The following is a 12,292-nucleotide window of genomic DNA, read 5'->3' on the forward strand; positions in this document are numbered from 1 at the left end:
CACGGGCGAGCGTGATGCCGCTCGGTCATCTTGATGACTGAGCGGCATCACCATCATTCGAGCGTCAGTTGGGCAGGTAGGCGAAGGTGTCCGGGTTCGGGCCGGTCCGCCCGGCCTCGCCCTTGTCCAGGTTGGTGATCCGCTCCATCGTCGCGTCGTCCAGCTCGAAGTCGAAGATCCGGGTGTTCTCCTCGATCCGCTTCGGGGTGGTCGACTTCGGGAAGATGATGTCGCCGCGCTGCACGTGCCAGCGGAGCACCACCTGCGCCGGAGTGCGGCCGAGCTGCCCGGCGATGTCGACCACCGTCGGGTCGTCGAGCACCTTGCCCTGCGCGATCGGCGACCACGCCTCGGTGAGGATGTTGTGCTCGCGGCCGTAGGCGCGGACCTCGTCATTGGTGAAGTACGGGTGCGCCTCGATCTGGTTCACGGCCGGCACCACACTGGCCTCGGCGGCCAGTCGCTCCAGGTGCGCCACCTGGAAGTTCGACACGCCGATCGAACGGGCGCGGCCGTCGCGCTGGAACTCCTCCAGCACCTTCCAGGTCGAGACGTAGTCACCGTCGTACAGGGTCGGCAGCGGCCAGTGGATCAGGAACAGGTCGATGTAGTCCATCTTCAGCGCCGCGAGCGTCGAGTCGAACGCCCGACGGGCGTCGTCAGGGCGGTGGAAGGCGTTGTTCAGCTTGCTCGTCACGTAGACCGAACCCCGGTCGAGGCCGGACACGCGGACCGCCTCGCCGACCTCGGCCTCGTTGCCGTACATCTCGGCGGTGTCGATGTGCCGGTAGCCCGTCTCCAGGGCCGTCGTCACCGCCGCGACGGTGTCCTTCGGCTCGATCTGGAACACGCCGAAGCCGAGCTGCGGAATGGTGGTGCCGTCGTTCAGGCTGATGTCGGGAATGGTGTTGGCCATTGCGGCTCCTTCGCGTCGTCTTCGTTGCCTGTCATCCATACCCGAGCGAAAGATGATTCACCGGCCAATCCGGCGTGACGAGTGCAACGCACGATCTGTTCACCCGGTCGTGTCGAAGATCACCGGCCAGGGCCGGGCCGCCGGCACCGACGCCGGCGCGGGCGCGACGGGCTCGGCGTCGGCCAGCACCTCGGCGGCGAGCTGCCCGAACATCGGCGCCGCCGGGTGCGCCGACCGGTCCGGCCACGCCGCCGAGGTGCGCCGGACCAGCGACGCGCCGGTGATCGGCCGCCAGGCGATCCGGGGTTCCCGACGCGCCACCGTCGCCGGTTCCACGGCCACCGCGCCGCCGGCGAGCACCAGCCCGAAGAGGAACTCCGGGTTGCGGGCCGGCCGGACCCGGGCTGGTCGCCAACCGTGCTGCCGGCACACCGTCAACAGGTGGTCGTGCCACCCGGGCGCGGTCGCCCGGGGCGCGGTCACCAGATCCAGATCGGCCAGCGACGCCAGCGCCACCGCGCGGTCGCGGGCCAGCGGCGACGCGCGTGGCAGCAACACCCCGAGGGGTACGTCCACCGGAGTGCCGAAACGCAGCCCGTCCGCCGTCACCGGGTGGTGCACCAGGCCCACGTCCAGAGTCCGCTCGGTGAGCATCCGAGCCTGCTCGGCGGTGGTCAGCTCGTGCAGCTCCACGTCCAGGCCGGGCGCCCGGGTGGTGAGCCCGTCCAGCAGCGAGCGCAGCGTCACCGCGGGCGTCTCCGGCGGCACCCCGGCCCGGAGTACGCCCAGCTCACCCGCGCGGACCTGCCCCATCAGGCTGCGCAGCCGACCCGCACCCGCGAGCAACTCCTCCGCCTCGCCGAGGAGCAGCTCACCGGCCGTCGTGAGGCGTACCTGGCGGCGGGACCTGTCGAACAACTCGACGGTCAGCTCCCGTTCCAGGCGCTGGATCGACTGGCTGAGCGGCGGCTGGGCCATCCCGAGCAGCTCGGCGGCCCGCCCGAAGTGCAACTCGTGGGCCACCACCACGAAGTGCCGCAGGTGCCGGAGCAGATCCACGGCCGGACCCTACGCCAGCGCCGGCCCGCTGCCGCTGGATACCGTGCTGGCGTGGACGTCAGCGAGCGCATCGAGGCCATCTTCGCCGCCGTGGGGGTGACGGCCAGCCTGCACGCCGTCGACCTGGACGCCGCGGACCTGACCGTCGACGTCGACGGTGTCGGCCGTGGCGGCGTTGCCGTCGGTGGCGGTCCGGAGGTCGGGGTGCGGGCCGACGAGCAGGTGGTGATCGCCTCGATCTTCAAGATCCTGCTGGTCCTGGAGTTCGCCCGGCAGGTCGAGGCCGGTCAACTGGACCCCACCGAACGGGTCCTGGTCACCGCCGCCGACCGGCTCGGCGGGTGGGGCCTGGCCGGTTGCGCCGACGACGCCGAGGTGTCGCTGCGCGACCTCGCGTACTTCGCCATGTCGGTCACCGACAACACGGCCGCCGACCTGCTGCTGCGCCGGGTCGGCCCGGATCTGCTGCCGATGCTCGCCGCCGAGCTGGGGTTGACCCGCACCCGTGTCCTCGGCGGTCCCCGGGACCTGGTCGAGACGATGCTCACCGACGTGGGCGCGCGGACCGAGGCGGAGTTCGCCCGGATCTTCCCCACGTTGCCGGCGGACCGGGTCCGGGCCATGCGGGTCTTCGACCCCGCCCACACCACCTCCAGCACGGCCCGGGAGATCACCCGGTTGCTCACGTTGATCTGGCGCGACGAGGCCGGCCCGGCGGCGGCGTGCGCGATGGTCCGCGCCTGGATGGCCCGGCAGATCTTCTGGACCCGGCTGGCTGCCGGGTTTCCGCCCGGCGTCCGGGTCTCCGGCAAGACCGGCACCCTGCCCGGCCTGCACCTGGAGGCCGGCGTCGCCGAATACCCCGACGGCGGCCGGTACGCGATTGCCGTCTTCGCCCGCGCGGACCGGTTGGCCTCGCGCCGCATCGACGTGGACCTGGCGATGGGGGAGGCCGCCCGTGCGGCCGTCGAGGCGCTGCGCGGCGACTGATTTCGCACCCGCCGCAGCCTCGGTGGTCCGCCCCTGAGCTGGCCCGATATGCGGAGGCGTATGGGAGCCGACCGCCTTCGATCTTGGACCGGGACCCGGTGGCGCTGGTTGGCTCGTGGTCGACAAACAGCCCGACCACGGGGAGCAGATTCGCATGCCCAGTCTCGACCGCCGTCGCTTCCTGCGCGACGCCGCCGCCACCACCGCACTCGTCTCCGCCGGGGGCCTAGCCGCCGGCTCCGCCACCCCGGCGCAGGCCGCCACCCCGGTCGCCGCACCCACCCCGGCTGCCCGCCGCAAGGGCGCGGTCAGCTTCCGCTGGTGGGGTACGGCCGGCTGGCGCGTCGACATCGCCGACCGCACGGTCCTCGTCGACCCGTTCCTCAGCCGGATCGACACCGGGCTGTTCACCGGCGCGTTCCAGACGGCCACCCCGTTGACCGTGCGCGCCGACGTGATCGATCCGCGCGTCGACAGGGCCATGACGGTGCTTGTCACGCACACGCACTGGGACCACTTCATGGACGTGCCCCACATCGCCAAGCGCACCGGCGCACGGGTGTTCGGCACGCTCACCGCGTACCACCTGGGGTTGGCCTACGGGTTGCCGGCGACGCAGCTCAGCGCCGTGAAGGGTGGGGAGGTGCTGGACTTCGGGGACCACAGCGTCGAGGTGGTCGGCTCGCTGCACAGCCGCAACCCGTCGTACTCGGTGGCCTTTCCCGGGGTGCGGGTGACCCAGCCGCCGCAGCCGGCGACCATCGCGGACCTGCCGGAGGGCGACACGCTCGGCTACCTGCTGCGGGTCGACGGCGGCCCGTCGGTCTACTTCACCGGGGCCAGCGACGTCGCCGAGCGCAACCTCACCGGCCTGTCGCCCGACGTGGCGATGGTGGCCATGCAGAGCGCCACCACCACCGGCGACTACCTGCCCCGGCTGCTGGCCGGCCTCGACTACCCGAAGGTCATCGTGCCGGTGCACTACGACAACTTCGAGACGCCGTTGGAGAACCCGCCGACGGTCGCCGACACCGACCGCGCCCGGTTGACCGACATGATCGCGGCGGTGCGCCGGATCTCGCCGCGCAGCCGGGTGCTGGTGCCCGAGTACGAGACCGCGTACCACTTCTGACCGGGTCCGGGCGGGCGCCCGCGCCCGCCCGGTCAGCCGGCGGCCAGCTCCGCCAGGGCGCGCACCGACTTCCAGTTCCGGGTGGTGGCCACCACGCCGAGCTTCTTCTCCAGGTACGCGTTGGTGAACTTCGACCGCCCGTAACCGCCGTCGACGAAGTGCAGGAAGACCTCGCGGCCGGCCACCGTGAACGACACGTTCTCCCCACCGGGCACGACCAGAGCGTCCACCGTGGACGTCGCCGGGGCGGTCGCGAGGAAGGCCACCAGCAGCCGGGTCGGGTCGTCCTCCCGATCGGCGTACGGGTTGCCGGCGACCACCGCTGCCAACTCCCGGCCGCTGCGTACCAGCACCGGCACGGTCAACGCCAGCTCGTCGGTGAGCGCCCGCTCGATTCCGGCGGCCAGCTTCCCCGCGTCACGTACGGCGCTGCCGAAGGCCACATTGCCGCTCTGCAGGTACGTCTTGACGTCCTCGTGGCCGAGGTCGGTGACGATCCGGCGCAGGTCGGCCATCGCCAACCGGGTGGTGCCGACGTTGACCCCGCGCAACAGGGCGACGTACCGGGTCATGGCTCTCCTCCTCGGGTGCGGGTCGACTGGCTCAGCGTAGGCCGCTCGGCCCCACCAGACCCGTTTCGTAGGCCACGATGACCAGTTGCGCCCGGTCGCGCACCCCCAGCTTGGTCAACAACCGCCCGACGTGCGTCTTGACCGTGGCCGGGCTGAGGTTGAGCCGCGTGGCCAACTCCGCGTTGGACAGACCACGGGCGATCAACGTGAGCACCTCCCGTTCCCGCTCGGTCACCCCGTCCAGCTGGCGCGGCAACGGCCGGGTCGGCTCCGCCCGCCGGGCGAACTCGTCGATCAGCCGGCGGGTCACCGTCGGCGCGAGCAGCCCCTCACCGGCGGCGACCACCCGGATCCCGGCCAGCAGATCCGCCGGTGGGGTGTCCTTCAGCAGGAACCCGCTGGCGCCGGCGCGCAGCGCGCCGTAGACGTACTCGTCCAGGTCGAACGTGGTCAGGATGATGACCCGGGTGCCGGCCGTCGCCGGGTCGGCGCAGATCCGCCGCGTCGCCTCGATGCCGTCCATCTCCGGCATCCGGACATCCATCAGCACCACGTCCGGACGATGCTGGCCGGTCAGCGCGACCGCCTCCACGCCGGTGCCCGCCTCGCCCACCGTCGTGCAGTCCCCGGCGAGGTCGACGAGCAGCCGGAAACTGCCGCGCAGCAGCGCCTGGTCGTCGGCGATCAGCACCCGGATCACGCGGCCACCCGGTAGGGCAGGCTGGCCGTCACCGCGAAACCGCCCTCGGAGCGTGGACCGGCCCGGAACTCCCCACCGTGCAACGCCACCCGCTCCCGCATGCCGATCAATCCGTGACCCTCGCCGCCGAGCAGGACCGGCCGGCGGCCGTCGTCGGTCACCTCCACCCGTACCTCGTCGGGGGTGACGGTCACCAGTGCCCGACAGGCGGCAGGTGCCGCGTGCTTCACCACATTCGTCACCGCCTCCTGCACGATCCGGTACACCGCGAGGCCCACCGACTCGGGCACCGTACCGTCCGGTTCGTCGCGTCGGACGTCGAGCCGGACGTCGACGCCGCCGATCGCCGCCTGCCGGGCGAGCGCGGGCAGCTCGTCCAGGCCGAACGTCGGCGCGTACGGGGTGTCCTCACGCAGGAGACCGAGCACCCGGCGGACGTCGGTCAGCGCGTTGCGGCCGGTCTCCTCGATCACCCGCAGGGCGGCCCCCGCCTCCCGGGGGTCGGCCTCGGCAACGTGGTTGGCGACGGCCGCCTTCACCACGATGAGGCTCAGCGTGTGCGCGACAACGTCGTGCAGCTCGCGCGCCACCCGCAGTCGTTCCTCCGTTGCGGCCTGATGAACCCGCTGGTCACTCTGCCGGGCGGCGAGGGCGCGCCGCTCGCGAAGCAACCAGCCGATCAACCAGGCGGGCGTGATCATGACGGCCGCGTAGGCGACGCCCCCGGTCCGTGACCACAGGTCACCCGCGGTCAACACCAGGCCGACGCTGACCAGGGCGAGACAACCGGCCGCGCAGAGCACCGACCGACGCGTGGCCGTCGACACGGCCACCGTGTAGAAGGACAGGCCGATGGCGAACGCCGGTGCGGCGGCGGCGAAGTTCGGGATCACCCCGGTGACAAGCGACACGGTGGTGCCGGCGCTGATCACCACGGCGACGGTCATCGGCCACCGGCGTCGGGCGGCCAACGGTAGTCCGAGGGCGAGCCCGACGAGCACGGACACCCAGAGCGGCTCGCGCACGCCACCGTGCAACGGCGACGCCAACGCCGCGTACGGGCAGAGCAGACCACCGACGGACAGGGCGAGCACGGCGTCCACCAGGTACAGGTCCACCGGCCGCAGCCGCCGGGTCAGCAGAAGAGCGGTCACCTGCCAGACGGTATCGGCCGACCGGGTCGGCCGCGTCCACCCGTGGGTGGTCATCACCGAGGACGACCGGCCGGTGTTTCCGGGCCGCCACCTCCACCCGGGGGAGGGCAACAAAGTGCCCGCTGGGGCACGACGCGCGACACCCCGGGCAACCGGCACCGTGTTGGCCATGACCACACACACGGTGACCCTGACGGGGCTACGGGCGGTGTACGGCACCGCAACCCGGCGGGTGACGGCGCTCGACGGCGTGAGCACCAGCTTCGCGAGCGGCACGTTCACGGCGGTGATGGGCCCATCGGGCTCGGGAAAGTCCACTCTGCTGCACTGCGCGGCGGGACTGGACAGCCCGACCGAGGGGGTCGTCACGATTGACGGCACGCGCCTGAACGACCTCGGCGAGGACGAGCTGACCCGGTTGCGGCGCGACCGGATCGGCTTCGTGTTCCAGGCGTTCAACCTGGTGTCCACGCTGACCGCCGCGCAGAACGTCGAGTTGCCGCTGCGCCTGGCCGGTCGCCGCCCACCGGCGCGGGACGTGACCGCGGCGCTCGACGCCGTGGGCCTGGCCGACCGGGCCGGGCACCGGCCGAGTGAGTTGTCCGGCGGCGAACAGCAACGCGTCGCCGTGGCCCGCGCGGTGATCACCCGGCCGGCGGTGGTCTTCGCCGACGAGCCGACCGGCGCACTGGACAGTGCCGCGTCCCGTCAGGTGCTCCGGCTGCTACGCGCACTCGTCGACGACCACGGGCAGACCGTGGTGATGGTGACCCACGATCCGGCCGCCGCCGCGTACGCCGACCGGGTCCTGCTGCTCGCCGACGGCCGCGTCGTCGACGAGTTGAACGGCGGGATCACCGCCGCGGTCGTCGCCGCCCGGATCGCCGAGCGGGAGACGTTCGCGACGACGCCTGCGGAGCGGTCGTGCTGAGCATCCGGCGGTCGGCAAGCGCGTTCGTGGCCGTCGCCATCGGGGTCACGCTTGTCGCGGCGGCCACCCTGCTGCTCGCCTCCGGCCGTCCACAGGTGCCGGACCGGCTCGCGCGGGCCGCGGTCGTGGTGCACAGCCCCGAGGCGGGCGCGTCGGCCGAGTCGTTCCTGCCGACCCGGCCCTGGTCGGCCACCGCGACTGCGGGACTCGTCGACCGGTTGGCCGCCCTGCCCGGAGTCGTGGCGGCGGTGCCGGATCGGACCTTCTACGCCCAGCCGCTCGTCGACGGCCGACCCTCGGGCGCCGACACCGGACGGGAGGACGCCCACCAGGGGCACGGCTGGTCCAGCGCCCAACTGGGCGGACTGCGCCTGACGGCCGGCGAGCCGCCCCGCCGGCCCGGCGAAGTGGTCGTCGACCGCGCGCTCGGGCTGCGTACCGGTGCGCCGGTCACCCTGCTCACCGCGGCGGGACCGGAGCCGTACACCGTCACCGGTCTGGTCGACGCGCCCGGCGTCCAGGTCGCGGACGAGGTGGCCGCCGCGCTCGCGCCCGGCGTCCGGGCCATCGGGCTGGTGCTCGCGCCGGGGACCGATCCCGAGCGGGTCGCCGCGGCGGCACGCGGTGTCGTCGGCCCGGACGGACGGGTGCTCACCGGCGACGCGCGTGGCGCGTTGGAGCCGCGCAACGACGCCCGCACCCGCTGGATCGGCATGCAGGTGCTCACCGCCACGGCGGCCCTCGCCGGCTTCGTCACGATCTTCGTGGTCGCCTCCACCTTCGCGTTCACCATCGCGCAGCGCCGCCGTGAGCTGGGCCTGCTCCGCGCCGTCGGCGCCACCGGACGCCAGGTCCGCCGCATGGTGTACGTCGAGGCGCTCGTCGTCGGCGTCGCGGCGGGGCTCGTCGGCCTGTTGGTGGGTGCGGTGCTCGCCCCGATCCTGGGCCGGCTGCTCGTCGAGGTCGGCTTCGAACCATCGACCTTCCGGGTGCGCTACACCCCGTGGCCGATCGCGCTCTCGCTCGTCGCCGGGCCGGTGATCGCGCTGCTGGCCGTCTGGTCGGCGTCGCGCCGGGCCGCCCGGGTCCGACCGCTGGAGGCGTTGCGGGAGGCGGCGGTGGAGCAGCGACCGATCGGGCGGCTGCGGGTCGCCACCGGCGCGCTGCTCGTCGCCGCGGGGGTCGCGCTCAGCGTCGGGACGGCGACCGCCGACGAGGCCCGCGTCGGGGCGCAGTACGCCCTGTACGCGGTGATGGCGCTGGTGGCCGGTGCCACGGTGCTCTCCCCGGCGGTGGTCGGGCCGGCGGTGCGACTGCTGCGGTCTCCGGTCCGGCGGCGCGGTGGCGCGATCGGGATGCTGGTCCGGGGCGGGGCGTTGACCGCGACCCGGCGGACCGCGTCGACGGCCGCCCCGGTGCTGCTCACCGTCGCCTTCGCGGTGCTGGTGTCCGGGATGGTGCGGACCACCACCGCCGCCTACGCCGCGGGTCGGGCCGACAACGTGAACGCCGGCTGGATCGTGCTGCCCGACCGGGCACCCGGTCTGTCGGACCAGGCCGTCGCCGCGACCGGCGGCACCGCCCTCCTGCCGACCACGGTCTTCCGTACCGATCCCGCGACGCCGCCGGCGGACCGGCCACTGACCGCGCTCGGGGTGGACCCGGCCGGTTTCGCCGCCGCGAACCGGGCGCTCACCGTCGTCGCCGGCTCGCTCGACGACCTGCGTGGCGACGACACGGTGGTGGTGACCGCCGCGGCGAACCTGCGGCCGTCCGAGCCGTACGCGGTGGTCTTCGCGGACGGGGAACTGGTGTCGCTGCGGGTCGTCGCCGTGGTCACCGACGACTCGCTCCCCGGCGACCTGCTCGTGCCCCGGGCGGTGGTGCGTACGCACGACCCGTCGGCGCTGACGTCCACGGTGTTCGTCCGGGACCGGATCGAGCCTCCGGTCGGCGCGCGGGTCGTCGACGTCGCCACCTGGGCGGCCGAGGCGGACGCCGCGGAGGACCGCCTCGTCTGGCTCTTCACCCTGCTGCTGATCGGTGTGTCGGCCGGCTACGGGGCCATCGCGGTGGCGAACACGCTGCTGCTGGCCGCCGCCGGACGGGCCGCCGACCTGCGGCTGATCCGGATGGCCGGGGCGACCCGGCGGCAGGTGATCTGGTTGGTGACGGCCGAGTCCGCCCTGGTGGTGCTGATCGGCGCGCTGCTCGGCGGGGTGGTCGCGTTCGTCGGTCTGCTCAGCATCCGCGCCGGCCTCGCCGAGCAGGTCGGTGCCCCTGTCGACCTGGTGGTGCCGTGGTCGGTGATCGTCGGTGTGGTGGGGTTGTGCCTGCTGCTCGCGGCGCTGGCGAGCGTGCTGCCGACGTGGCGGATGCTGCGTTACCGCCCCGCGCGGTCACCGGTCGGGGTCGCCGGATGAGCGCGGCCCCGCCCCCCGGGGGAGCGGCCGGACGGCTACGGTCCACGGATGCGATTCGCGCGGCCGGTCGGGCTGCTGCTCTCCGCCGTCGCCGTCGTGCTCTGGGCGTTCGGCGTGACCGTGCTGCAACCGCTGACCGAGCCGATCGGCCCGTGGTCGGAGCGCCTGCCGGGCAACAACACCTACTGGGCGCGCGACCTTCGGTTCCTGGCGATCATGGCGGTGGCGGTCGGGCTGGTGCTGGCCGGCCGGGGTCTTCGGTCCTGGAGCCGAACGGCAGTGGTGCTCGGCGGTTGCTGGGTCGCCGCCGACCTCGCGATCGACCGGACCGATCCGATCGGTGTCCGGGCGACGGTGCTGCTTGCCGTCGGCGGTTGCGCGGTACTCGGCGTGCTGGCGGTGGCCCTGATGGGCTGGGAACGCGGGCTGCCTCCAGCCGCCGATCGGAAGGTCCTGACCGGTGCGGCGTGTGTGGCCGGCGTCTTGACGATCGTGGCGGCCGGTATCGAGTCACCGACGGACCGGGAGCCGGAACTGAACCAGGGCGCCCTGGCCACCGCGGCGCTGCTCGTCGTCCTGTCCGTCGCTGCCGCGCTGGCGGCGGCCCCGGCGCGGCCCCGGTCCCGCGTCGGGCTGGCGGCCGGCCTAGCCGTGGCATCGCTGCTCGGCGTCGGGCTGGTCCGTGCCGTTGCGCCCGGGACGCGACTCCTGCCGGAGATGGCCCTCGGGGCCGTGCTGCTCACCGGGGTCACTCTGCTGGCCTGGGACTGGCCGGGCGGTCGGCCGATCTGGCGGCACCACGCTCTGGCCGCCCTCGCCGCCTTCGTGGGACCGTTTGCCTTCCTGCTGGTCACGGCCATCCCCATGCTGATCCTGCTGCCGATCGGGCCGACGTTCACCGCGCTGGCCGGCAACAGCCCGATCAACGCGGCCGACTCCGACCTGCTGGTCTCGCTGTGCAGGCTGCTCGCCGGGCTCGGGATGTCCCTGCTGCTGGCCTGGCCGACCGCCGACAACCGCCGGTAGCTCGCCCGACGACCGCCGGTAGCCGGACGGCCGTCGGCGCATCACTCGACGACCGGCAGCACGACCTCGTTGCGGCGCAGGAACCACGGCTTCCACGGCAGGTCGAAGCGTACGTACCGGATCGCGCCTCTGGGTTGCAGCCCGGCCGCGGTGACCGAGCGGCCGAGCATGGTGGCGCGTTGGCTGAACGCTTGCTCCGTCCACCGGCCGGAAAACCGCATCGCCGCCGCCAGTTGCCCCGGCACCTCGCGGGTCCGCACCCTCGGGTCGACCGGTTCGGGCAGGGTGGCGGCGGTGAAGACGACAGGCATCACGAACTGGATCAGGTACGCGCCCGGCCGCTCACCCTCCACCTGGACCACCGGGACGGTCATCGCGATCTTCTCCGAACCGCTGGCGGCGGGCCTCGCAGGCGCGGCCGTCCCGATCGGTTGCCGGGTCCGGTTGGCGCCGCCGAGGTACGCGGCCAACGGCCGGAACGCCTCGATGGGCGCCCGGGTGAACGACGCCTGGATCTGCATCTCGGCCACCAGGTGGGCCGGGTACCGACGCAGTTCGAAGCCGGGGTGGCGGGACACCACCCGGTACGGCTGCTGTTCGGTCATCGCGCGGCTCCCAGGATCTCCTGGGACAGACGCTACCGCTCGTCCGGCTTCCGCTCGGCCGAAGTCGGCTGCTCCGACCCCGGGGCGACGGCCCGGGTGGTCAACCGCCAGTACTGCCGCTTGCCCTCGTCGCGCAGCACCACCCCGAGCCGGCCCAGCTCCCGGCGCAACTCACGGGCGTCGTCGCGGCGGTCCCGCTCGATCGCCCGTTCACGGGCGCGTAGCAGCGCGTCCGCGCCCGCGGGCAGTCCGGGCAGGCCGGACACCCACAGCCGGTACGCCGACCGGTGCGGATCCTCGTCCGCCCAGCTCCAGCCGTGCGTGCGGAACGCCTCCGCCAGCTGGGCGGCCGGCAGGTCCGTCGACTCGCGGGCCAGTTCCGCGCCGTCGCCGTCGAGCAGCACCAGGTGCTTGTCGGCGAGGAAGACCATCCGGGTGTCGACCCGTGCGACGGCGCGGTCCTGGTCGGAGCGGCGCAGGCGGACCTGCGCCGCGTCGACGGTGACGATCAGCCGTTCGGCGGTGCCGATCCCGGCGACGACCAGGCCGGCCAGGACGCCCACCGCGACCGCGCCGAAGGTGGCCTGCGGCTCGGGCAGCCGGTCCAGCCACTCGACCAGGTCACCGAACGGCACCCAGGGCAACCGGGCGAGCCAACCGGTCGTCGCCACGAGGAGCCATCCGAGGCCCGCGCCGACAAGCGGGAAGCCGCCCCACATGACGGCCAGCTCTGTCGCGCCGCCGCTGACGACGGTGCGTGGTCGATTGCCGGCCAGGTCCATGG

The 12,292-nt window shown here is 73.5% G+C and carries 12 protein-coding genes; 5 read left to right on the plus strand and 7 right to left on the minus strand.

Going from position 1 to position 12,292, the window contains the following annotated elements; translation table 11 throughout:
* Positions 1 to 64 precede the first annotated feature (64 nt).
* Positions 65 to 916 (minus strand): aldo/keto reductase, encoded by an 852-nt coding sequence (locus AB0C01_RS26905; protein ID WP_357242248.1) that lies wholly within the window; start codon positions 914 to 916, stop codon positions 65 to 67.
* Between the two features lie 99 nt (positions 917 to 1,015).
* Entirely contained in the window at positions 1,016 to 1,975 is a 960-nt protein-coding gene (locus AB0C01_RS26910; protein ID WP_357242251.1) for a LysR family transcriptional regulator, read from the minus strand.
* 51 nt (positions 1,976 to 2,026) lie between these two features.
* Between AB0C01_RS26910 and AB0C01_RS26915 the strand changes: the two genes are divergently transcribed.
* Together AB0C01_RS26915 and AB0C01_RS26920 are read left to right on the plus strand one after the other, a co-directional pair.
* Positions 2,027 to 2,965 (plus strand): serine hydrolase, encoded by a 939-nt coding sequence (locus AB0C01_RS26915; RefSeq protein WP_357242254.1) that lies wholly within the window; start codon positions 2,027 to 2,029, stop codon positions 2,963 to 2,965.
* 154 nt (positions 2,966 to 3,119) lie between these two features.
* Positions 3,120 to 4,097, plus strand: coding sequence for an MBL fold metallo-hydrolase (locus tag AB0C01_RS26920; RefSeq protein WP_357572453.1), 978 nt, complete (start codon positions 3,120 to 3,122; stop codon positions 4,095 to 4,097).
* A gap of 32 nt (positions 4,098 to 4,129) precedes the next feature.
* Here AB0C01_RS26920 and AB0C01_RS26925 read toward each other — a convergent pair whose 3' ends face one another.
* From AB0C01_RS26925 to AB0C01_RS26935, 3 genes are read right to left on the minus strand one after another with little or no spacing between them, the layout of a single operon-like run.
* A complete protein-coding gene (locus AB0C01_RS26925) occupies positions 4,130 to 4,669 on the minus strand; it encodes a DUF1697 domain-containing protein (RefSeq protein ID WP_357242260.1) in 540 nt (179 codons plus the stop codon).
* A 31-nt stretch (positions 4,670 to 4,700) separates the two neighbouring features.
* Positions 4,701 to 5,369 (minus strand): response regulator transcription factor, encoded by a 669-nt coding sequence (locus AB0C01_RS26930; protein WP_357242263.1) that lies wholly within the window; start codon positions 5,367 to 5,369, stop codon positions 4,701 to 4,703.
* Entirely contained in the window at positions 5,366 to 6,523 is a 1,158-nt protein-coding gene (locus AB0C01_RS26935) for a sensor histidine kinase (protein ID WP_357242266.1), read from the minus strand. The genes AB0C01_RS26930 and AB0C01_RS26935 overlap by 4 nt, the downstream gene beginning before the upstream one ends.
* Positions 6,524 to 6,692: 169 nt before the next feature.
* On the opposite strand from AB0C01_RS26935, the gene AB0C01_RS26940 reads away from it, so the two are divergent.
* From AB0C01_RS26940 to AB0C01_RS26950, 3 genes are read left to right on the plus strand one after another with little or no spacing between them, the layout of a single operon-like run.
* Positions 6,693 to 7,454, plus strand: coding sequence for an ABC transporter ATP-binding protein (locus tag AB0C01_RS26940; protein ID WP_357242269.1), 762 nt, complete (start codon positions 6,693 to 6,695; stop codon positions 7,452 to 7,454).
* On the plus strand, positions 7,448 to 9,877 hold the full coding sequence (locus AB0C01_RS26945; RefSeq protein WP_357572454.1) for an ABC transporter permease: 2,430 nt from the start codon (positions 7,448 to 7,450) through the stop codon (positions 9,875 to 9,877). The genes AB0C01_RS26940 and AB0C01_RS26945 overlap by 7 nt, the downstream gene beginning before the upstream one ends.
* 48 nt (positions 9,878 to 9,925) lie before the next feature.
* Positions 9,926 to 10,903 carry a hypothetical protein gene (locus tag AB0C01_RS26950; protein ID WP_357572455.1) on the plus strand — a complete coding sequence of 326 codons (978 nt, stop codon included), beginning with the start codon at positions 9,926 to 9,928 and terminating at the stop codon, positions 10,901 to 10,903.
* Between the two features lie 41 nt (positions 10,904 to 10,944).
* Here the strand turns inward: AB0C01_RS26950 and AB0C01_RS26955 are convergent, their stop codons facing one another.
* Positions 10,945 to 11,508, minus strand: coding sequence for a heme-binding protein (locus AB0C01_RS26955; protein WP_357242278.1), 564 nt, complete (start codon positions 11,506 to 11,508; stop codon positions 10,945 to 10,947).
* Positions 11,509 to 11,540: 32 nt separating this feature from the next.
* Complete coding sequence (locus AB0C01_RS26960; protein WP_357572456.1) at positions 11,541 to 12,290, minus strand: hypothetical protein; 750 nt, start codon at positions 12,288 to 12,290, stop codon at positions 11,541 to 11,543.
* Positions 12,291 to 12,292 lie beyond the last annotated feature (2 nt).

Source organism: Micromonospora sp. NPDC048905 (genome assembly GCF_040649655.1).
In the GTDB taxonomy this organism is placed as follows: Bacteria; Actinomycetota; Actinomycetes; order Mycobacteriales; family Micromonosporaceae; genus Micromonospora.